Source organism: Indolivaga alginatilytica (genome assembly GCF_003201355.1).
Taxonomy (GTDB): domain Bacteria; phylum Bacteroidota; class Bacteroidia; order Bacteroidales; family Dysgonomonadaceae; genus Dysgonomonas_A; species Dysgonomonas_A alginatilytica.
In genome coordinates, this window is sequence record NZ_QICL01000030.1 from 22459 (window position 1) to 46454 (window position 23996).

10 protein-coding genes and 1 pseudogene are annotated in these 23996 nt (G+C 38.1%); 1 reads left to right on the forward strand and 10 read right to left on the reverse strand.

Annotated features, from left to right (window positions below; all coding sequences use genetic code 11):
- Positions 1 to 9: 9 nt before the first annotated feature.
- The 4 genes from CLV62_RS17715 to CLV62_RS17730 all read right to left on the reverse strand — a co-directional run bounded on the left by CLV62_RS17715 (position 10) and on the right by CLV62_RS17730 (position 9196).
- Complete coding sequence (locus CLV62_RS17715) at positions 10 to 3141, reverse strand: SusC/RagA family TonB-linked outer membrane protein (RefSeq protein WP_110312113.1); 3132 nt, start codon at positions 3139 to 3141, stop codon at positions 10 to 12.
- A 265-nt stretch (positions 3142 to 3406) separates the two neighbouring features.
- Positions 3407 to 4627, reverse strand: a complete 1221-nt coding sequence (locus CLV62_RS17720; RefSeq protein WP_110312114.1) for a DUF2264 domain-containing protein — start codon at positions 4625 to 4627, stop codon at positions 3407 to 3409.
- Positions 4628 to 4673: 46 nt separating this feature from the next.
- Positions 4674 to 5831: a glycoside hydrolase family 88/105 protein gene (locus tag CLV62_RS17725; protein ID WP_110312115.1), complete on the reverse strand. Its 1158-nt coding sequence runs from the start codon at positions 5829 to 5831 to the stop codon at positions 4674 to 4676.
- Between the two features lie 260 nt (positions 5832 to 6091).
- Positions 6092 to 9196: a glycoside hydrolase family 2 TIM barrel-domain containing protein gene (locus CLV62_RS17730; protein ID WP_110312116.1), complete on the reverse strand. Its 3105-nt coding sequence runs from the start codon at positions 9194 to 9196 to the stop codon at positions 6092 to 6094.
- A gap of 696 nt (positions 9197 to 9892) precedes the next feature.
- Between CLV62_RS17730 and CLV62_RS17735 the strand changes: the two genes are divergently transcribed.
- Positions 9893 to 13963 carry a hybrid sensor histidine kinase/response regulator transcription factor gene (locus CLV62_RS17735; RefSeq protein ID WP_110312117.1) on the forward strand — a complete coding sequence of 1357 codons (4071 nt, stop codon included), beginning with the start codon at positions 9893 to 9895 and terminating at the stop codon, positions 13961 to 13963.
- 108 nt (positions 13964 to 14071) lie between these two features.
- Here CLV62_RS17735 and CLV62_RS17740 read toward each other — a convergent pair whose 3' ends face one another.
- From CLV62_RS17740 to CLV62_RS17765, 6 genes and pseudogenes are all read right to left on the reverse strand, one after another.
- Positions 14072 to 15574: an arabinan endo-1,5-alpha-L-arabinosidase gene (locus CLV62_RS17740; RefSeq protein ID WP_110312118.1), complete on the reverse strand. Its 1503-nt coding sequence runs from the start codon at positions 15572 to 15574 to the stop codon at positions 14072 to 14074.
- A 13-nt stretch (positions 15575 to 15587) separates the two neighbouring features.
- Positions 15588 to 17555, reverse strand: coding sequence for an alpha-L-arabinofuranosidase C-terminal domain-containing protein (locus tag CLV62_RS17745; RefSeq protein ID WP_110312119.1), 1968 nt, complete (start codon positions 17553 to 17555; stop codon positions 15588 to 15590).
- Between the two features lie 393 nt (positions 17556 to 17948).
- Complete coding sequence (locus CLV62_RS17750; protein WP_110312120.1) at positions 17949 to 19328, reverse strand: glycoside hydrolase family 27 protein; 1380 nt, start codon at positions 19326 to 19328, stop codon at positions 17949 to 17951.
- 85 nt (positions 19329 to 19413) lie between these two features.
- Positions 19414 to 21360 (reverse strand): glycoside hydrolase family 97 protein, encoded by a 1947-nt coding sequence (locus CLV62_RS17755; RefSeq protein ID WP_110312121.1) that lies wholly within the window; start codon positions 21358 to 21360, stop codon positions 19414 to 19416.
- Positions 21361 to 21454: 94 nt separating this feature from the next.
- A pseudogene (locus tag CLV62_RS17760) lies at positions 21455 to 23002 on the reverse strand (alpha-N-arabinofuranosidase).
- Between the two features lie 16 nt (positions 23003 to 23018).
- A complete protein-coding gene (locus CLV62_RS17765; protein WP_110312122.1) occupies positions 23019 to 23990 on the reverse strand; it encodes a glycoside hydrolase family 43 protein in 972 nt (323 codons plus the stop codon).
- Between the last annotated feature and the right edge of the window lie 6 nt (positions 23991 to 23996).

Genomic DNA, 23996 nt, shown 5'->3' on the forward strand with positions numbered 1-23996 from the left:
TTCTAATTATTAGAATGTTAGATTAATACCAAATGAATATGTTCTTGCTAACGGATAACCATAGCTATAGCCTGTACCTAATGTTTGAGCTGTTTCGGGATCTCCTCCGTCCCATTTGCTGAATGTGAATACATTTTTAGCAGCACCATATACCTTAAGGCTGTTTATTTTCATTTTCTTCACCCATGGCTGGCGAAAAGTGTATGAAAGGCTTAAATCCTGAAGTCTAACAAAGGTTCTGCTCTGAAGGGGCCTGTATCGACTATCCGTATAATTAATCCGTGGATATTCGTTATTTCTATTCTCGGCAGTCCACCAAGCATGGTTGAATGTATTATCTCCCACAACATCACTGGCTGTTGCAAATGCGTAATAGTTAACCTCTTGGAAATAGCCACCACCTCCAAATATTCCGGTGAATAGCATATACAGTTCAAAATCTTTGTATCTGAGAGTGTTACCAAGGCTCATACGGAAATTTTCTTTTTTGTAGCCCAATATACTGCGATCGGTGGCCGAGATTTTGCCATCTTCACTTTCGTCGGTATTCGCAAATTTCGCATCTCCGGGTTTAGCGTTATTTGCAGCGATATATTCGGTATCATCTTCCTGTACTATACCGATAATTTTGTAACCATAAATGGCTCCGAGTGATTTTCCTAAAAATAAACTGTTGGTGATATCGTCTTTTCCATCCCCGTAAAGCTCTACTAGCTTATTCCTGTTCAAAAAGTAAATAAGTGTTGTATTCCACTCCAAGTCTTTTGTCTTGATATTTGTAGTGTTCAGAGTAGCTTCAATACCCCAGTTATTTACCCGTCCCATTGTTGCCAGCATGGAGGTAACACCATTACCCATGACAGGAATGAGGCGACTAAAAATCTGATCTTCGGTTTTAGACTTATAAGCGTCTACATCAACATTAATACGATTGTTTAATAAGGATATTTCGAAACCTCCATTTACAGCAGTAGTTGTTTCCCACGCTAAAGAGGTATTACCTATACTTGATAAACGCTGTCCCCACGATACACTTGAATTGTTTCCGAAAGGATAGCTATAACCCGCTTTTTGCCCGAGGGCAATTTCAGAAAGTGTTTTGTAAGAATCTAAACCTTGATTACCGTTTTTACCCCAGGAAGCTTTTAGCTTAAGATAATTGATCGTTGCATTTTTCTTGAGAAACGATTCATTCGAAGCAGTCCAACCGATACCTATCGCTGGAAAACTACCCCACTTTTTATCAACTCCAAACACCGAAGCTCCATCTCTGCGTACTGAGGCTGTCACAAAATATTTACTATCGTAGTTATAATTAAGTCGTCCCAGATATCCAATATTATTTTTCTTGTAAGATCCAATTTCATTCACATTGGTTGTAGTGGCAAAGGCAAGTCCGTTATAACCAAGATTGGTATTACCTAAAGCCGCAAAATCTTTTGCCGACATTTTTTTAGATCTGTATTGGTACGAATCGCGCGTATATACATATGTAAGGTCGATAAGGTGCTTTCCTATAGATTTAGTATAATTAACAATATTATCCATTACCCAGCTTGTATTTCTTTGACGTGTACTATATCCGTTTGCACTCGAAAGAAAAGCTGCCGTATTAGTAGGGAGATAGCGGTCTGCTTCATTAGCATAATCGGTTACTTCCTTTACATAGTTGCCTTCGTGTGTGAAGTAATCTCTTTCTATATATTGATTGGAATAAGCATAATTGAATCTATAACTTAATCCATCTATCCAAGGACATTTAACTAAAGCAAAACCTTCCGTTCTGTATGTCTGGAATGTATCGTGGTCGTCAATTGTATTACTGTTCATATTCCACAAAGGATTTACTCTGTATATACCTTCTCCTACAGGATACTTTTCAGGTAAGCCGCTTCCATCATTTCTGTACACACTACCATAAGGGCTTAAACGTATTGCCTGATAAATATCATAATTTGTTGCCCCTGAATAATTATTAAAACTATAAGTAGCCGCGGTACCTATTTTTAACCAGTTAGTTATATCTGTCTCTACCCTCGCAACAAACGCCTGACGACTATAATCATCTCCTATAAGTACTCCTTTTTGATCGTCATGAGTTAGTGAAAGAAAATAATTAGTCTTATCGGTAGCTCCCGAAATCGACAGGTTATAATTTTGCAGCATACCTGTCCGGCTCACCTCATCCATCCAATCCGTAGTACGACCTGCTAAATAATTATCGCGCTCAAAATACTTCATCCATGTTAAAGGATCGGCATCTTCTGCAAGCCCACTTAAAAGGTTTACTTTTTTTATGTAATTTTCGGCACTTAAGAGGTCGGGCCTGTTCACCATTTCAGAAAAAGCCAAAGAAGAATGGAGTGAAATAACCGGTTTTCCTAACTTTCCTCTTTTGGTATTTATCATTACTACTCCATTGGCCGCGCGCGTACCATAAGCGGCAATTGTAGTAGCATCTTTAAGCACCTGCATAGTCTCTATAACAGACGGGTCAATATCGCGCATTGCGCCCATAAATATTACACCGTCTAAAACAATAAGGGGACTATTATTTCCATTTACGGATCTTTGCCCTCTGATTTGTAGGTCGGGAGATTGTCCTGCACCTTGCTGTTGACCTACAGTCAAGCCTGGAACTGTACCTCTTAGTGCATCCAGTGCATTAGGCGAAGGGATGAGTGATAAGGGAGAATTTTCCATCTTTACCTGCGTAAAAGATCCGGTAAAATTCTTTCGTGTAGTAGTTCCGTATCCTATCACTACAACGTCTTCTAGGAGTTGGCTGTCTTCTTTAAGCAGAATGTTTAAAGGTGTTCGATTTGTAATAGGAATCTCTTGTTTTACGAAACCTATATATGTAATAACCAGAGTAGAGCCAACAGGTGCAGCAATTGAAAACTTACCATCGATATCGGTAAGTATTCCTGTTGTTGTTCCTTTTACAATAACCGAGACTCCAACAAGAGGCTCTTTGTTGGCAGCATCGGATATTTGCCCCGAAATAGAATTCTGCTGCCCTTGTGCATTTAAGGGTACAGATAAGAGAATAGCCAAGAGCATCAGACATAAGAAAAAGACTCTTGAAGCATTCGATGCGGGAGTCTCGTCCTTGCATTTTAAAGAGGTTAATTTTTTCATGATATTAAAAAGTAAAGGATGAATATTAAGTAACTGCTAAAATTGACATTTAGGTTAAGAATGCATATTGACGTTATATATTAGTTGCCCGATAAGTAAAAATGGCTCCTAGATATATTAGAGTAAAAAGGCTAATTTGTAAAGTGATTTCATTAAGTTATTTAAGGTTTATTTTTCTCAAAACTATGCATTTGATATTGTAACGACAGGTGAAATTCAGATCAAAGGAGTTGAATAATAATTCAACTCCTTCTTTTTATATTTATTAAAATCCGATTGCATGATCTCTCGGAAAATCTTCTCCCGACCATGCTTTCTGTGCTGTCCATTCTTTGGCTGGGGTTGTCCAGAACGAGTGATTGGCAGGCAATCCCAATGGCAAAAAAGTAAGAGACGTAAGATATAAGCTTCCATTATTAGTGTACCAGTCGGCAAGTTTAGGTTGATGACCTGCAAAGCCCAATTGAAGGAATCCTTTTTCATTGAAGTTTCCTTTTACTTCAAACATTCTTTTCATTACACTTGTCAAAGCATTTCGAACCTGGCCTTCGCTTAATTCTTCGGGCAATTGTTGCTTCAATGACAATAGGGCCAAAGGCTGGAAAACTCCCATACGGTAAGTCATCGATCTTCCAAACACAGGAAATGTAGCTTCGGGTGATATAAATCTTTCGAGAATAATTCCATATCGTTGCATACGTTTACGGGCTATATCCAAAGTCTCGGGTTTTACCATCCTTTTTTTGGCTACAAGTACTTCCAATACTTCTACATACATAGGTTGTATCACATAGCTGTTGTAATAATCGAATGCAAAATGCTCTCCATCGGCATACCATCCGTCACCTACATACCATTCTTCGATTTTGCGGATAGCACTGTGAATACGATACGCATCGTATTGCTCATCAATTGACATGAGAAATGTTTCGATCATTGCCGAAAACAGTAACCAATTGGTATAGGGAGGATCTACCCAACGCAGTTTCTGAAACTCCTCAACATACCGCTTTTTCGTCACCTCATCCAATGGATCCCACAATTGTTTGGGAGCTCTCAAAAAACTATTGGCAACATAAGCAGCATCTACAAGTGCCTGCCCCTCTTTATCCCATTGTAAATAATCGGGACTATCAGGATCTACTGCATGAGCATAACTTTTTAAAGCCCATTCAGTTAATTGTTTTCTTTGTTTACCTTCGGATGTATTATCTTCTGGCAGATTCAGCCAAGGAGCCAAACCGGCCATCAATCGACCAAAGGCTTCCATATAGGTAACTCTGGTACGGCGACCATCCCAAGTAGGGCTTACTTCCACCTGCATATTTTTCACAAGTTCGCCTCGGCTCATATTACTTAATACAGGCTCCGAAATTTTATAAAGCAAGTTTGCCCAATAAGTACGATCGGAGTCTTTTTCTGCTGCTTTTACCTGATAAGAGCAGTAAGTACACACTAAGAGTATTAAAATAAAGGTTCTTTTCATGGTAATTAGGTTTTGAGAGTTCTGTTAGATATTTAGGTATTGTCTTTTATTTCTTATCTACATATTTCGCCATTTCAGAGGCTGCCAGAAGAAATGCTCCGACACCGAAATCGGCAGTAGAGTTTACATCAACTACTTGCCCTGCTATGGCTTTCTCTCCAATAGGCTGTACATAGCCTACTCTGCCATCGGGTTGAAGTGCCGTTTCAGCCAAATACTTCCAACTATTTTTCACAACAGGAGCATAAGTTGCTTCATCAAGAATTTTATTATTTATACCCCATAAGAAACCATATGTAAAGAAAGCAGTACCACTGGTTTCGGGTCCCGGTGCATGCTGAGGATCAAGCATAGACCGTGTCCACGACCCATCCGTTTGTTGGCTGGCAGCAATTGCTTCTGCCATTTCTTTGTAAATCTTTATGTATTCGGCTCTATGTGCATTTGTTTCAGGTAAATCCTCTAACACTTTAGGCAGAGCAGCAAAAACCCACCCATTGCCTCTCGCCCAAAAATCTTTCAAACCATTATCTGTTTTATGCTTAGGGTAAATGTATTTAGCATCTCTATAAAATAATTTGCTTTCCGAATCATACATCAGATCACGAGCGAATGAAAAGTATTCATATAATTTATCCAAGTACAATTCATTATTGGTAACCTTATAAAGCTTTGTCATTACGGGCATTGCCATATACAAGCCGTCTGCCCACCACCAATAATCGTTATTGGGAGTCGACATCTGATATTCCATTACTTGTTTGGCTCTGGCTATTTTCTTTTCATCGGGATTCAAGTTGTACAAATCAATATATACTTGAAAACAAGTCTGAAAATCACCAAACAGAACGTACTCGTCACTCTCACCATAACTGTATTTCCATTTTGTACTATCATCCGATTGAGCGCCCATCCATAAGTTATGTTCAGCCCATGCTTCAGAATAGGCTTTATAATCGTCTATATTGGTAACCCCATAAGCTGCCATATTACCGGTATGATAAGCTGCCCGATGCCAAAACGAATTTTCGTGATTAGGGTGAGTTACTTGCCAGTTTCCGTTTACTTTTTTGATGATCTCAATAACTTTTGTTTTCGACGGAAATTCTGATTCCGGCTGTTGATTAGTTTTACTCGCACACCCCATACAGGAGAAACCAATGAAAGGGATCAGGAATAAAAGAATTGTCTTTATTTTTTTCATACTACCTATTTATTAAGGTCACAGACCTTTTTTATTACTAATATTAGAAAAGCTATAACCGAACAAATATTTTAATATGCGATTATCTTTTTACTGATGGCAAAGATGTGAAAGACGCTAATAACAGATAGTATACGAATAATTCAAAAGAGGAGTATAATTAATTCAAAGATGTAAATCTGGAATATTTATAAACGAAAGCCCCACCATTTGATCTAGTGAGGCTTTTGTGAGGATAGAATTACTCGGGGCAGTAATTTTTATTTTATAATACTAATCGTATAGCTATACTGATACTCTTTATCTCTGAAACGATATTCATCAAGAGGTTTTGCTCCCCATGAATTCAGTCCCGCAACACCACGCTGGAAGAGGTCTACACAAAGAACAACTTCTTCTCGAGGTAAAATGTCTGAAGCATGTTGCTGCTTTTTAGTCATTCCCGGATCAAGATCTTCGGGGCGATTATTTGTTGCACTCACCGATAAAGGTTGTGCTCCCTTCACTTGAATACCATTGCCCGATTTGTCTTTCAAAGTCAACCAGCGAACATCGGTTTTATTGCCTCCTTCTTGTGGGCGGATATATGGGTGATACTGATCTTCTACAGCACCATTCCAAACACCGATAAATGTATCCGCATTTCTGTCCACATAATTCTCCCATGGACCACGTCCGTACCAAGTAAAATCATTATACTCTTTAGGAAGGCTCATAAGCATACCGAAACGCATCATTTCGGGAAGCTCATCCGACAATGCTTTGTAACGTGCATTTGTTGTTAAGCTACCGTCTGTATTCACTGTATATGTAATATCGACTGTGGCTTCAATACCTCTAAGTTTCGCCTGATAATTAAAGGAAATTGCTCCTGCATTTTCCTGATAATTTTTATATGTATAGATAACGTTATTTCCGGCAGCATCCCATACACGCAGTGCATATTGTTCCCATGACCCGAAATCATTGTCAATAGGAGCACGCCAGAAGTTCAAACGAGGAAGTTCGCGGAATACTCTTTTTCCGTCATTCTGTACTGAAAGAAGCGTTTTTCCATCTTTAGTCGAGAATTCATAACTAAGCGATCCCGATTTTACTGTTATTTTATCATCGCCTTTCTCAATGTTCAGAGTACCCGAATAGTTGGTAGGGATAAAATATTTATTAGTATCAAAAGCAAATTCTTCTTTAGCCACTTCAAATCCCGCAGGAATAAATGGAGTTTCCTCTTTATTGTATGCAAATACCTGCAAATAATACTCTACTCCGGCTTCGGGGGTAATCGTCGGAATATTCAGTTTCACATCTTTTTTTGTATCGGCAGGAACTATTACATCAAAATTACCTTCGGTCGATACTTTGCCATTCTTAAGAAGTACCCATTTATAAGTATAGTTTTGATTGGTAAGATCTGTAAATTTAAAATCATTAATTACAGTGATCACACCATTGTTCAGATCTTTTGCTTTAAACAAAATATTTTGATATACCTTCTTTACAATATGTGTATGAGGCAGATAATTCTGATCGGGACTAATAACACCATCTATACAGAAGTTACCGTCATTCATTTTATTGTATCCTTTCAGGTCGCCGCCATAAGCCCAATAAGGACGTCCTTGCTCATCCTGAGTTTTGTATCCATGATTGTACCACTCCCAGATGAAACCTCCCTGCATATTTTTACTGGTACGCATCAAATCCCAATACTCTTGAAAGTTACCCATACTATTACCCATAGCGTGAGCATATTCACACATAATATAAGGGCGACCCAAATCTTTGGCTGCATCTCTTTTCATTGATTCCCAAGAAGGGTACATAGGACAAATTATATCAGTGTTAGGGTCTCTCTGATATGCCTGCTCATACTGAACGGGGCGGCTCTTGTCTCTTTCCTTTGCCCACTTATACATATCGAAGAAGGCTTTACCATTACTGGCTTCATTTCCTAACGACCAGAAAATAACGGACGGATGGTTTTTATCTCTTTCAACTGCACGAATAATTCTATCCATATGTGCATTCTTCCATTCGGGGAAGTTAGATACATTATCAGGACCATATCCTAAACCATGAGATTCCAGATTAGCCTCATCCACTAAGTAGATACCATACTGATCGCATAGCTCGTACCAAAGAGGCGGTTGAGGATAGTGAGATGTACGAACTGCATTAATATTAAGTTCTTTCATTAACTGAATATTACGCATCATCACTTCACGAGTTACAACTTGTCCCGTCTGGGTATTGAATTCATGCAGATTCACACCTTTGAAATAAACCTTTTTACCATTCACAAATACTTGTCCATCCGTAATTTCGATTTTTCGGAATCCTATTTTATTGGAAGTAGACTCTATAACTTTGCCTTTGTTATCTTTCAGAGTTATCAGTAAAGTATATAAATTAGGAGTTTCAGCAGTCCATTTAAGAGGAGAGGATACTGTTCCTGTCACCGTAATTTCATATACGTTATCAGCAGGAATATTCGCTTTTTTAGTATTGTTGAATACCTTTTTGCCATTCTTATCGAGTATGGCTACTTCAATAATTTGATCTGCAACCGAATTGGTATAGTTTTTCAATACAAGATCAAGACTGAATAATCCGTTCTTATACGATTTATCCAAATCGGCATGAGCAAAAAAGTCAAGAATACGGGTCTGGTCTGTAGAATACAGATATACACTTCTGTTAATACCGCCTAGACGCCACATATCCTGATCTTCGAGATACGAACCATCACTAAACTTATGAACTTCGCAAGCCAGCGTATTCTTTCCTTTGCGAATGTATTTGGTTATATCAAATTCGGCAGGGCTCTTTGCATTTTCAGTATAACCTACTTTCTCGCCATTTATCCATACGTACATAGAATTTGTTCCTCCTTCGAAATGGATAAACACCTTACGCCCATCCCAGTTTTCGGGAATATTGAATTCTCTGCGATATGCTCCTGACGGAGAATCTTCTCTATCGATATGAGGTGGTTTAGCTTTAAAACCAAAACCTACATTTACATACATGGGAATACCATATCCATTAAACTCCCAATTAGCGGGAACTTTCATATCTGCCCATTTCGAGACATCGTAATTTTCTTTATAAAAATTAGCAGGTACTTCACTTATTTTGGGTACCCAATAGAATTTCCACACACCATCAAGCGACTGATAGTAAGGCGAAGTCTGGTACTCATTTTTCAGAGCCGAAGCTTCATCCGCAAACGGAAGGGATGTTACTCTTGTGTTTTCCTTATTTACGGCAAATACCTCCGGATTCTCCCAGTCAGGTATACTATTCTGGGCAAACAGATTGCCACAGACTACCGCAAATAAAAGCAGATAAATGTTTTTTTTCATGGTTTAATAATTTATTAGTATATAAAATTTATATGTATTCTGATGATTAAGGTTTGCGTCACCGATTTTTTCGGCTTTAGATAACAAAAATAACACCTTAGTTTAATATTAAGGTAGACAAATCAGTCACAAGGAGTATAGAAAATCATTAAAATAAGGCTTTTATTCTATAAAGGTCTATTTTTTTAGATTATCTACATATCTTTTCATGATATTAATTTCTAATAATAATATATTTGCATGATATTATAGACTTCAAGACTATGACTAATACCTTTACCCATGCAAATATTACAGAATATCTAAGTTTTAACAATTTAGATTTGGCTATGTCTGCTGAAATATTAGAGAGAGAGAGAGAGAGAGAGAGAGAGAGAGAGAGAGAGAGAGAGAGAGAGAGCTGTAAAACAACCTGTTACCTATCCAAACAGTTTTCTTTCTTATTTAAGGAAAAATTTCCGAATAAAACAAGCCCCTTACACTATTTATTTCATCATATACACGTATCTATCAGATATGTGCATACTTCTATTTGCCGATACAGATGCTTTTCTCAATAGCCAGAGATTATCTCCTGAAAACTATCTGCCATCACAGTTAGCTATTAATCAATATTCCGTATAAAAAATGCGCAGAAATTCCGTTCGATTGAAACCCCGATGCCATAACAAACCAAATCTAAAATACCAAAGTTAAATGCTTACCTTAAATAAATATCTCTTTTTAATTCTTACATATTTTCTATTTGAAACTACCCTTGGTATATGTTCAAATCCTATTTCGATTAATCCTATTCCTGTAATAGCTCAATTTCCTTCAAATTCGGTACAACGGATTTTTCAGGATAAAGACGGTTATATGTGGTTTGGTACATTAGACGGCTTATGTCGGTATGATGCATATAGACTGCTCACGTTCAGATCGAATCTCAATAATCCGAACTTACTTACCAATAACGAAATTACATGTATCTCGGAAGATAAAAACAACAATCTTTGGGTGGGAACCAGAGAAGGTCTCAATATCTTAAACAGGGAAACCTTTAAGATTACACACTTAGCTGATCCCAATATCAGGAGACAGCACATAAGATCTATCTTAACCGCCAGCGATGGCACCATATGGGTTGGTCTCGGTAACGGTATTTACAGATACGATTCTGATTATAATATACTGAAAGTCTACCCTACAGGTACAAAAGAGAGTTCTTTACCTAATAATGGAATAAACTCTATCAGCGAAGATTCCGATGGAAATATATGGGTATTATTGTGGAGAGGCGGGCTGCACAAATACAATAAAACCGATGATACATTTATTCATTTCCCTTCTATTGGCACAATTGATAATCCTTTCAGAATATTTCAGGATAATCACAAACAATATTGGATTTGCACATGGGGTGATGGGATTTTCAGGTTCGATCCTAATAAAATTGGTCAGAATATGTATTCCAGTCTGGAAATATACAATAAAGAACGCCAACAGCCCGAAGATACTTTTTTCAGTATTGTACAAGACAACTCGAACGGGTATATATGGGCAATGTCTTTCTCGGGGCTATACGCTTTAGAATATTCTAACGACGGCTCAGTCAAACAAGCTGATATATCCTATCTTTTCAAAGAGACCAATAATATATTCAGTGAAATAATTAAAGACAGAAGCGGCAATCTTTGGATAGGTGCATTCAGTGAAGGAGCACTGACTATCAACTTTAATAAACCGGAGATCCAAAACTATCCTTTAAAAGCTATTACCAATAAGGTTAGAGTAGTACCCAATATTACATGTATTTATGAGGATAAAGACGGAGTAATGTGGATGAACCAAAATCGATTGGGACTTAATCTTTATTATCCTCAGAAGGGAGATGTAAAACTAGCCGCTGATCTTCCTGCATTACGAAATATTCAAGGACTTAGAAATGCTGCTGCCATTAAAGGATTCAGCTTTACCGATAATGTTTGGGTAGGCTTAGAGAATGAACCGGTTATATATGTACTAAACAGAAAAGAGGAATCTATTTCAATAGTCGACCAAATAGATCTTACTCTATATCAATCCAATCCCGGTACCCCCCGCATATTTTTTGAAGACAGAAACAGAAATATCTGGGTTGTTACTACAAGCGGTATATTTATAAAACCATATAATCAGGCGGAACTAAAACATATAAGCAGTTCGCTAGGAGCTATTACAGCTATAACAGAAGATAAAGACGGCTCTATATGGGTAAGCAGCGAAAACAGTGGTATCTACGAAATCACCTCTGACAGTAGAGATAATTTCAATAAATGGAATATAAAAAACTATACCGAAAAAACAGATAATCTGATTAGTGACAATATTCAATCCCTATCTGCTGATAATCAAAATAAAATATGGATTGGGACAAAAGAAGGAAATATAGTACTATACGATAAGACTTTGAAAGTGTTTCAGGACTATACCGAATCTTGCGGTATGTTCGGAGAAGCTATATTAGATATTGTAACAGACAGTTTCAACCGCATCTGGATATCAACCAATAAACGAATAACTGAATATAATCCCGAAAATGGAGCTTCAAGAGATTATACCGTTTCAGACGGTTTACTCGTCAACTCATTCTTAAAGGGATCATATTTTAAGAACAGCTCAAACAAGATATATTTTGGAGGTAACCGGGGAATCAGTTCTTTTACCTCTTCTGAAAAACTTTCGGGTAATCCCAAACCCTCTAAAGTCTTGATTACGGATGTTAAAATTCAGAACCAATCTATACTTCAAGGATTCTCCGGCTCGCAGTTTAATACCATATCTCAAACTCTGACGATTTATCCTGATGACCGAAATATAGAGATTGATTTTTCGTCTCTTAACTACACATTTCCGGGAAAGATACAATATGCCTATAAACTCGAGGGTGTAGACGATGATTGGGTATATACGAGCAGCAATCGCCAGTTTGCTACATATAACCAACTGGCTAAAGGTTCTTATACATTTTATGTAAAAGCGACTGATGAAAACAGATTGTGGAGCAGTGAGGTAACCCAATTCAGAATACAAAAGCTGCCTGCTTTTTATGAAACATGGTGGGCATACCTCATTTATAGCACACTGTTTCTCATATGCCTTTATTCGGCTTTACGTATCGTTCAGAATCGTTTGAAATTACGTAATGAACTCAAAATAGCTCAGATAGAGAAAGAAAAATCAGAAGAACTGACTCAAACCAAGTTACGCTACTTCACCAACATTTCGCACGATTTTTTAACGCCATTAACTATTATATCTTGCTTGATTGATGATATAGAAAGCTCTTCAAAAAAGCAACTTCCTCAATATGGGATTATGAGATCGAATGTAAACCGCTTGAAACGGCTGCTTCAACAAGTACTCGACTTCAGAAAAGTGGAAAGTGGAAATATGAAACTTAAAATAACGCATGGTGAGATAGTTGCATTCATTCAGGATGTTTGCTATACACATTTTTCTCCTTTGATTCAGAAAAAGAAGATCAATTTTACATTTGCGGCTGAATCGAAGCAAATACAGGCCTATTTTGATGCAGATAAAATAGATAAGGTTGTATTTAATCTACTCTCAAATGCATGTAAGTATACTCCGCAAGGTGGCGATATAAAAGTACATCTTCAATCTTATGAGAAAAAAAATCATACATATTTAACAATCAAGATAGGTGATAGTGGTGTGGGAATTGCACCCGAAGATTTAAGTAGTGTTTTCACACGATTCTACTATAATAGTAAAACGGATGCCAGCGAAACCAACGGTATAGGTCTTTCACTCACAAAAGATTTAATTGAATTGCATCATGGAATTATCTCTGCGGAAAGTAAATTGAATATAGGGACAACCTTTATCATAACAATCCCAATCGATAAAGAGAGTTTTATGGATTCGGAATTGGTAAAATCTCCTCAAATTCTTATTAATGAAGAAAATACTACTCAATCCTCTATGGAGGAGGAAGAATGGGCAGATACGTATCCTAAAAATGAAAAAGGAAATGTAAATCTTCTGCTTGTAGAGGATAATGAAGACCTGCTTCACACCATGCAGAAAATATTATCGGGTCGCTATAATGTTCTTTCCTCATCAAATGGAGCAGAGGCAATGGAAATCTTAAAAACGGCAAGCATAGACATAATTATCAGTGATGTTATGATGCCCGAAATGGATGGTTTGGAACTTTGCAGAACATTAAAAAGTAATATCGAGACAAGTCATATTTCAATTATATTACTGACCGCAAAAAACAGTGCTGACGACCGAATAGAATGCTACAATGCAGGTGCTGACGGGTACATATCCAAACCATTCGATCTAAAGGTACTGGAAGCCAGAATAAATAATTTTATAAGCAATAAAAAAGATAAGCAGCAGGAATTTAAATCGAACGTAGAAATAAATATCTCAACACTCGAATATCCTTCTCTGGACGAACAGTTTTTAAATAATGCCATCGAAATTATTGAGAAGTATCTCGCAGAAACAGAGTTCGATATCAACACCTTTGCAGAACATCTGAATATGTCGAAGTCGTCTTTATATCGCAAGATAAAGACCATGACGGGCCTATCGCCTATCGAGTTTATCCGAAATATCCGTTTGAAACATGCCTGCCAAATGTTGAAAGATAAATCGATCTCTATATCAGAAGTGGCTTATTCTGTCGGATTCTCTGATCCCAAGTACTTTACATCGTGTTTCAAAACCGAATTTAATATTACACCAAGTGAATATCAAAAGGGATAGAAAAGTTGATAAATAAACAAGTAGTCAGTGCTATTCCTTTACAAATAGAAAGCCTCCTTTAAATAAAAGAGGCTTTCGTTATTAATATTACTGAGGCAAAATATTTCCTTACTGCTTAAACCTTATTTTCTTACCCCAAATGGATTTACCATCCTTGGTTAGGCCAGAAAAAAGAATGGTACGGGTCTGATTTTCCCAATCCTGTCCAACAAAAACCGAAATATCAGAAATCGTTTTATCATCTACAATTAAAACCAATCGTCCGTCATTGCTGAGTTGCCATTTACCTTTAAACTCTCCCGAGAGAGACATATCTTCATTAAATTGAACAACTTTAGAGACATTTTTATTCTTATCATCTAAGTGCATATCCTCAACTTGTACTTGTCCGGCAACTAATACTTTATCGTTATTATTGAGGTCTTCGATGAAGAGGACTTCCCAGTGTCCTATTAGATCAGGCTCTTTTACTTCTTGTCGGGTTGTGTTTGTATATCTTTCGGGCGATACCACAGGCCATCCCTCATTTGTCCAGAATATCTCACGAACATGTAAATCCATCATATGATTTTTGGGAGCAGGACGTCCCTGATGCGCCATGAAGTATTTTCCTTGCCCATCATCAAAAACGCTGCAATGGGCCACTCCTGCCCATCCCGGATGGTTCATAAACCGATAAGGGTAGGTTAAAATGGGCAAATTATCTTCTTCCTCTCGCATATCTTTACCATTCAGATCGATAAAAGGCCCTTCGGGTGAATCAGACCTGCCTACTCTCACATTGTAAGTGGTTACCAAAGGATCGTATGAAACGAACAAATACCATTTTTTGAATTGCGGATTATAGATAATTTCAGGGGCCTCTATGTTGTTTCGCTTTCCGTCATAGCGTCTGGCTATTAAATGCCCTTGATCCCCCTCTATCAAAGGCAATCCTGTTTCGGGATTCAGTTCTACACAGTGCAGTCCTCCGAAATAAGATCCGTAATGCATCCATTGTTTCCCCGTGTTTATATCTTCTGCAATACTAGGGTCTATAGCATTCATCACATCTCCTTTTTTTGTTTTCACGACACAGCCTTTGAGTATCCAAGTACCTTCGGGCGAGTCCGCTTCTGCCAATCCGATATAAGAAGTCTGCATGCCAAATGCAGACACACTATAATAGAGCCTGTATTTTCCCTTATACTCAAGGATATAAGGAGCCCAAATATTAGAGGCTCCTCTCCCATCGCTATTAACCAGTACCCATTTTTTCGCTTCCTCGGGTATTTTATCAAACGCCCAACCGACAAACTCCCAGTTGACCAAGTCTTTCGATTTTCTGATCTGAATATAACCAAAGGGCAATTTGTTTTCAATAATTGTAGTACTGTCTTCCCGATAAATAGCATCAGTGGAATACATATAATATGTATCACCGAATAATTTACACGAAGGGTCATGAATATTATATGTTCCCCACTTCTTATAATCTGTCATAGAGCTGACATTTCTGTAATCGTCCTCCCATGGATTTGGATTGTCTGAGATATCAAATACCTTATCATGTTTTCCACAACAACATAAGACCGTTATAATTATAATACACAAATACCCAATTATTTTCATCCGCATTCAGTATTTATAATTGAATTTTATACAGACTAAAAGATTGTGCTTTAGCTATAATCTGTAAAGTATTACCCTCTAATTTAGCGGTAGTTTTTTGAGGAATAATATTAGTTGGTGTTTGTAGAGAATTAACAATTTTCAAATCATTTGCTTTAAGCTCAAAGCATTCTCCCAATGAGAGGGTCGCTTGTTTTTTCAATCCTTCCACATTTATTTTTATATCCTTAGAGTCAGTTCCTGTATTAGCAACTTTCACGATATAACAGTTCTCGTCTTTATCGTATACTGCCGATGCATACAGATCATCTTCTCCCGAAATTGAAGTATTGTTTCTGGTAAGAGGCATCACATTAGTTCCCTTATTTTGTGCATAAAGCTGTTGCACATAATAATTAGGTGTCTTTACGGATGACAGGTTATCAAACCAGATCATATCGGGTTTCCATTGCCATGCGTCTACGTGAGCCAATAATGGAGCGTAAGTACACATATGCACAATATCTGCATTGCGTTCCAATCCTGTCATGAAAGCTGCTTCGTAAAGTGCCGACTCAAAATTATTATCACGATTGGGCACATGACATGCATATTCTCCGGCAAATACCGCAGGACCTTTTCTATCATAATTATCGTATCGCTTGGCACTGTTCAAAAACCATTTTGGGTCTTTGTAATAATGTTCGTCTACGAGGTCAACTTTCAGCCTTTTCATTTCCGGCCATAAGTATTCAAATTTATCTCCGTCTGCCGAAGGACCCGAACTTCCTATAATTTTAATATCGGGATATTTTGCCCTGATCGCTTTTACAAATGGTTCGAGACGTACAACATATTCATCTCCCCACTGTTCGTTTCCAATACCTATATATTTAAGATTGAAAGGTGCAGGGTGTCCCATCTCTGCACGGACTTTTCCCCATGTCGAAGTGGGCGATCCATTGGCAAATTCTATTAAATCCAAAGCATCCTGAATGTATGAGCCTAAATCTTTTACAGGAACATGGCATTCTTCTTTTTCATTCTGATATTGACATGCCAGTCCGCAACTTAATACGGGTAGCGGCTCTGCTCCCATATCTTCCGACAAAAGGAAATATTCATAAAACCCTAACCCATAGCTTTGATAGTAATCGGGAAAGAAACGATGAGGAAAAGTATAGTGCCATCTGTTCTCATTTACAGGCCTGTTCTCCACTGCTCCGATCGTTTTTTTCCAATCATAACGGGTGTCAAGGTCTGTTCCTTCTACGATACATCCACCCGGAAAACGGAATACTCCCGGTTTGATATCTGATAGAGCCTGTGCCAAATCGGCTCTCAATCCGTTTTCACGTCCTTTCCATGTGTTTACAGGAAAAAGAGAAACATGCTCTAAAGCAACGGAGCCTTTAGAGTCTAAGAATATGCGCAAACGCCCTTTAGCTTCTGTAGCTTTAGGTGTCAGACTGATTTCATATTTTTTCCAATCGCCCGCATTAATTACCAGTTGTTGAGTAACAAGAATATCATTCTTCTCATCCAGGAGATCTATCCGTATTTTTTGAGGCTCGTTTGAATTTACTGTTTTTGCCCATACTGAAAAGCGGTATGCTTCGTTTTGTTTAAAACCCATACCTCTGAATCCTTCATTTTCGATACCTGTCCGTTTGTGTGGATGTCCCGGATCAGATAACACCACATAGGTAGGATTTTGATCGAATAGAGGATTATCTTTTCTTACTTCCACTTTTCCGAATGTATTCCATCCCATTAAGTTTTGAGGAAAATCAAAAGAACGATTTTTCACTAATTCGGCATATAAGCCTCCGTCTGCTGCAAAGTTTATGTCTTCAAAGAAGAGTCCGTACATAGTGGATTGAATAGGTGCTCCCACCTTTTTAGTATCCAATACAAAGTCGTATGCTTGTTGCTGAGAATATCCCGACATGGAAAGACTCAGTAAACATGCCATACCTAAAGCTTTATATGTATTTTTCATATTCCTTATAAAATTAAAATTTATTTACTTATACGAATCAGTAGTTAAATTGTCTCTAATAAATGATTTTTTTTGACTGACGCACCTCTATCGAGGTTTGTCTTTCATTTTGCCTTGATGCAAAACGAAACAAAAAATCAAGACTGTGCCTCTTTGCACGACCCGATTCGTGCTTGAAAGCGAAAACAAAAAAATACATTTGAGTCTGATTTCCTTTTGTTTTTTACACTTTCTTCTCACATCGGGTACCCCGTGCAACCAGCAAGGTCGGGAGCCTAACGGGCGTAAGAAAAGCCGACATAAACTTCAAAGGTGAGGTATCCATCCGTTGCTGGCAAAAATTGCACGTAGCTTATAAATAACTTAAAAGAGCGTTTATTACTGATAATTCAACTACAGATTCCCATTACTTGTTATTTTATATAATCCACAACTATGCGGAGATAGTGTACGCGAAAACGATCCTGTAAACGCACCTAACTTTTCACCACTCCACACATCTTCAACAGAGGAACCATTTTTTATCCCGACGTCTGCAAATGATACACCAACGGTATCCGATTTTCCATCCTGAATATTGAATAATGCCAAGTAAATATCCCCCGTTTTAGGATTGCGTGATGTAATAGCTAGTTTGCCATCTTTTTGATATACCTGACGAACGTCTGTACTTTCACGATGCATTTTCAAGACCTCTTCATTTGTCAGTAACGACAATGTGAATGCGTCATTACTCGGCATATCACCTCCAAACATTAACGGTGATCGTAAGATGGTGAAAAATGTCATCAATGAATATTGTTCATCTTTTGTTAAGCGAGTCATACGGTCTTCGCCTCGTTCGCCACGCACCGATATTCTGCCTAAAGGAATCATATCGCAATCGGGCCAAGTTCCGGGTGATATATACGAGTACCAACCCTGAGCCACTTGCATCAAATGAGTTAAGTGTCCCCATGTATCCCATACATCATCAACCATACGCCACATATTAGCATTCTCTTTTACATGATCTCCTTTATTAACCGGAGTTTCGCCGGGAGATGTACTCAGAACCATAGGACGCCCGGTCTGGTCGATAGCTTTGCGGATTAGCTCTATTTCTGCCTGATGGTAAGGACGTGATAAATCGTCAATTTTGATAAAATCAACTCCCCACGAAGCATACAAATCCATTATCGAATTGTAATATTCCTGTGCTCCGGGTTTCTTAGCTACAATGGTATAATTATCACGTAACCATTCACATTGTAATTCGGTAGAATATATCTGATCGGCAGTTATACCATTCGTTCCTTTAATCGGCATTTTCTTGGCTACAGCCTCTTTAGGCACACCTCGCATTATATGTATTCCAAATTTTAATCCTTGTGAATGAATATAATCTGCCAGTTTCTTAAAACCTTCTCCGTCGGCTGCCGACGGAAAACGGTTAACGGCAGGTTGGTAACGACCATATTCGTCTAATACATAAATAGGATCGGTTTGATTATAACCTCCGGCTTTATCGTTCTTTACAAACCACCGGATATCAACCACAATGTATTCCCACCCGTATTTTTTGAGATTCTTTGCCATATAATCCGAATTGGCTTTTACCTCATGTTCTTCAACTGTAGGACCATAGCAATCCCAACTATTCCACCCCATCGGAGGAGTCGGGGCCCATTCCTTAAAATCGCCTTTTCCCTTATCTTCAGATTTTGTCGATCCAAATACGTTACTACCGATTAAAGAGACTGCGATAAATAAGATTCCGATTGTTTTTTTCATTATTATATATGATTAAGATTAGATGCAAATCAAGGTCTCAGACCATTTTAATATTTTGGATGTAAATTACTGGTATTCATCAATTCTACCTTGCTTTATTCAGCACAATTACAAAGCCACCGTTCGGTTGTATCTGAACATTCAGTTTTCCATTATCGAGAGTTATATCTTGTTGAATGAACTCCCTGCTTGTTTTGCCGTCTGTAATCATCTTACCCGATTTGGGAGCATCAAGCCTTGTCAAATCAAGCTCCAGATTTTTAACTGTGGTTTCCGCATTAATACCACCAACATACCATGTATCACCTGATTTACGTGCTATCACAGTATATTTAGCAGGATATCCGTCAATAAATTTGATATCATCCCAAGCATGAGGGATCTGTTTCATATATTCCTGAACAAAAACGGGTTGCTTTGCCATACTTTCGGGTACTTCTACAAAATGTTGTATTCCCGATTGAAAAAGAACAGTTAATGCAATCTCAAATCCATTTGTAGTTATACGTTTAATACCGGGTATTTCTCCGAAACAAACAGGTGTAAAATCCATAGGTCCTACCACATTACGGGCAAAAGGTAACATGGCTGAGTGTATCGGCTGTAAATCTGCCGTTTTCTGATCGAATGTTATAAATTCGAAGCCTTTAACAGCTTCCATTGTCAACAGATTAGGATATGTACGGCTCCATCCCCGTGGTAATGTGGTTCCATGAAAATTAAGTACCAGTTTATATTTGGCAGCATCTTCCATTATATCATAATACAGCTTTATGGATGCCTGCCCGTCTCCGGGGAAGAAATCTATTTTCATCCCTTTTACTCCCATCTGGCTGATTCGTTTAAATTCAATATCACGGATAGAAGCATCTATCATTCTGTCTTTAGGTGTCTGATAAGTTTCATTCCAATTACCTGCAGAATTGTACCATAAAAGAATATCCACATTTTTTGTAGCTGCATAATCTACCAATTCTTTCATGCGGTCATATCCTATCTCTTTATCCCATAAAGCATCTATAAGAAGATAAGGCCAGCTCATTTTACTGGCATAATCAATATATATTTTCTGACGGTCGTAATTACAGGAAGGGTCTTTTTCAACTCCCCAACTCCATGCAGCAGGACCTGTTTTTATGAAAGAAAGATCCTCTATAGCCGATGGCACTGCAACATCTGTCACTAATGACGATTCTACAATATTAGCCAGTGTACCTGTCATTATCACTCGCCAAGGGCTTTCCAACGGTAATTTACCTTTAGGTTTAGCGGAGTCATCCGGATTAGGAGTTTCTCCCTGTTGAGGAAAACGAATACTATATTCCTCATTGGGTGCGTTTTGCTCCAGACGAGTACCGCAATATTCGGGAGTCAATCCTGATTCTGTTATCAATACCCAATATCCATTGGTTGAAAACAGTGCAGGAAAAGACCATCCCGATTCAGAGGGGGCAGTAGTTCCAACAGGAATATCCAATAAATAATGGTCTTCGTAACTCGGACATGTTTTGGCCCAACAATCTTTTACCATTGCATGAGGATGCATCCATGCCCGAGCGGTAGAATCGAGCTTAAAAGATGTACACTCTTTATCTATTATCTTTTCATCATCATCTGTTTTTTTAGGAAAACGGTATTTGAAAGCTACTCCCCTATCCGATAGCTGAAAAATAACATCCATAATCTGACCTTTTTCACTCATTACCGTAAAAATTGTACGATTGGCCTTATAGGTATTAGTCTGGCGTTTTTCTCCCGGCGTTTGATAGGTTTCTGTAATCAACTCAGGATTGCTGATCGTTTTTAATACCAATCCTTTTGAAAAATTACCATCTTCACGAATCAATCCTAATTTGGAGATATCCAATACAGACTTTCCATTATAATTTACCTGATACCTCATCTCTCCGGCGTCAGTAATAGACACTTCGGCTGTCACTTTCTTATCAGGACTGCTTAAGATAAAGTTTCTTTTCTCCGTACAACTTAATAAACTAACCAGTATACAAAAAAACAGTAATAAAGCTTTCATCCTTTTATTATTATGTTATTGATTAAGGTAAACTCAATCCCGAGGATTTCGCTTACCTTAAGATTGTTATGACTCCAGATCAGATCATTAATACTTAATGGTTCAGTTCTACAGTGATTAATGATTTTGCCGGCATTTTTAAAGTTAATGTTCCGTTTTTATAGATCGCACCTTTATAATCTTCCAGATGCACTACATCAGGATTCTCGAATGTATTATGGCTATCCGTATTAGTAGCTGTTATTATATTTACATTGTTTAGTTTGCCATCTTTCAAGCCTCTGATATTACAATCGATATCTATTGCATTAGTCGGATCGATGTTTACAAACGAAATATGTACTTTTCCATCTTTGTCTTTGGATGCAGATACCGATACAGCATCTAATTTTTTGTTCAGTCTGCTATAAGTGCCACATTTTACCACAGTAGGTAACATAGTTGCATCTTGATGCACTTTATACATATCGAATACATGATAGGTTGGAGTAAGTAACATTTTATCACCCTCCGTTAAAAACAATGCTTAAAGTACATTTACCAATTGAGCAATATTTGCCATTTTTACTCTATCGGCATGCTTATGGAAAATATTGAGAACAACTCCTGCCAAGATAGCATCCCTCAACGTGTTTTGTTGAAAAAGAAATCCCGGATTTGTATTTTTTTCGACATTGTACCATGCTCCCCATTCATCAACAATCAAGCCTATTCTTTTTGCAGGATCATGCAAGTCCATTATTGCTTAGTGGCGTGTTATAAGATTATCCATGCCTTAACCATGTGCCAGCAGCGAGAAATAATCGTCTTCCGAAAAGCCTGTTGCATCCCCTTTATCTTCCCATCTTCGGGTAAAAGCATAGTTGTGGAGAGAAACACCTTTCATCATACCATGAGGTATATTTTTCATCATAGTAGTCATCCAATGATAATCGTCAACATTCGGACCACCTGCTATTCTGTATAACTGATTATCCCCATAATTACGGGTATAGGTAGCATAACGTCTGTAGTTCTCGGCATATCCCTCAGCAGTCATATGTCCGCCACAACCCCAGTTTTCGTTACCCACACCCCAGAACTGAACTTTCCAAGGTTTCTCACGACCGTTCTTTTTCCGAAGGTTAGCCATAGGGCTTTCTCCATCAAAAGAGATATATTCAACCCACTTCGACATTTCTTCTACCGTACCGCTACCCATATTTCCACAGATATAGGGTTCTGTACCTAATGCTTCGCAAAGATTAAGGAATTCGTGTGTGCCGAAACTATTATCCTCTACCACCCCACCCCAATGAGTATTAACCATCTTGGGTCTGCTTTCTCTGGCTCCGATACCATCCATCCAATGATATTCATCAGCAAAACAGCCTCCGGGCCATCTCAGATTGGGTATTTTTATATGCTTCAAGGCATCTATAATATCTTTTCGTACTCCGTTAACATTGGGTATCGACGAATTTTCGCCTACCCAAAGACCGTCGTAAATACAACGACCGAGGTGCTCCGAAAAATGCCCGTAGATATGTTTATCTATCGTATATTGCCCTAAGTCGGCATTGACAACTACTTCTGCTTTCTGCTGCGAGAAGGCTGCAATAGAAATAAGGAAAAAGGAAAAAATGAATCGTGTTTTTCTCATGTTATGTTATTTTTGATCAGTTTCGAGATACTCCCTCCGATGTCATTTGTATTCTCTTCATCGTTCCATCGGCATTATAATATAATCTGTCGATACATACCGAGCGGCGAAAGCTTCCTCCCTGAGTAGGGATAGCTCCATTGTGGTAAATGAAATACCATTTATCTTTAAATTCGATAATAGACTGATGATTGGTATTCGAATTTCCTGCAATCTCGTTCAATATACCTTTGTATTCCCAAGGACCTTCTATACTTCGGCTCATAGAATATCCTATCTTTTCGGGGAAAAATTGTGCATAAGACAAATAATACCAGTCATTGTATTTATGTATCCATGGAGCTTCAGTAAAATCAGGAAGGTGAACAGGAACAATAGGTCCGTCCAGTTCTATCATGTTTTCTTTAAGCTTGGCGTAGTAGCATTGTGTATTTCCCCAAAAAAGATAGGCTTGCCCGTTATCATCGATCCATACCGTAGGATCTATATCTTCCCATGATATTTTGGTATATTCCGTAGTCATATCATTGGTTATGATTGCCGATCCCCTGGCATCGACAAACGGCCCCAAAGGATTATCGGCAACAGCTACACCAATCGATTTGCCATGTATCGAACCGTGTTGAACTGTTACATACCAATAGAATTTGCCATTCCGTTCAATAACCTGCGAAGCCCAGGCTTCGCCTTTTGCCCATTTAAAGTCAGTAGGTTTAAGGGGTACAGGGTGTTCTGTCCAATTGACCATGTCATCGGATGAGAATACAAGCCACTCATTTATTACATACCTGTTTTCGGGAGGGGGACATTCATCGTGCCCGGCATAAATATATACTTTGTCTTTATAAACCAATGCAGCAGGGTCAGCTGTATATTTATGTTTAAATACAGGATTGCTATCCGCCCTGAATGTGGTATCCTGAATCGCTCCCGACAAGTTGTGAGCAATTAATAACAGTAAAACGGATAATGATTTTAAGGTTTTCATTTTCTT

Bases quoted from the DNA above. Each gene is read 5' to 3' on its own strand.
- CLV62_RS17715 (WP_110312113.1), bottom strand. From the start codon at position 3,141: ATGAAAAAATTAACCTCTTTAAAATGCAAGGACGAGACTCCCGCATCG.
- CLV62_RS17720 (WP_110312114.1), bottom strand. From the start codon at position 4,627: ATGAAAAGAACCTTTATTTTAATACTCTTAGTGTGTACTTACTGCTCT.
- CLV62_RS17725 (WP_110312115.1), bottom strand. From the start codon at position 5,831: ATGAAAAAAATAAAGACAATTCTTTTATTCCTGATCCCTTTCATTGGT.
- CLV62_RS17730 (WP_110312116.1), bottom strand. From the start codon at position 9,196: ATGAAAAAAAACATTTATCTGCTTTTATTTGCGGTAGTCTGTGGCAAT.
- CLV62_RS17735 (WP_110312117.1), top strand. From the start codon at position 9,893: ATGCTTACCTTAAATAAATATCTCTTTTTAATTCTTACATATTTTCTA.
- CLV62_RS17740 (WP_110312118.1), bottom strand. From the start codon at position 15,574: ATGAAAATAATTGGGTATTTGTGTATTATAATTATAACGGTCTTATGT.
- CLV62_RS17745 (WP_110312119.1), bottom strand. From the start codon at position 17,555: ATGAAAAATACATATAAAGCTTTAGGTATGGCATGTTTACTGAGTCTT.
- CLV62_RS17750 (WP_110312120.1), bottom strand. From the start codon at position 19,328: ATGAAAAAAACAATCGGAATCTTATTTATCGCAGTCTCTTTAATCGGT.
- CLV62_RS17755 (WP_110312121.1), bottom strand. From the start codon at position 21,360: ATGAAAGCTTTATTACTGTTTTTTTGTATACTGGTTAGTTTATTAAGT.
- CLV62_RS17765 (WP_110312122.1), bottom strand. From the start codon at position 23,990: ATGAAAACCTTAAAATCATTATCCGTTTTACTGTTATTAATTGCTCAC.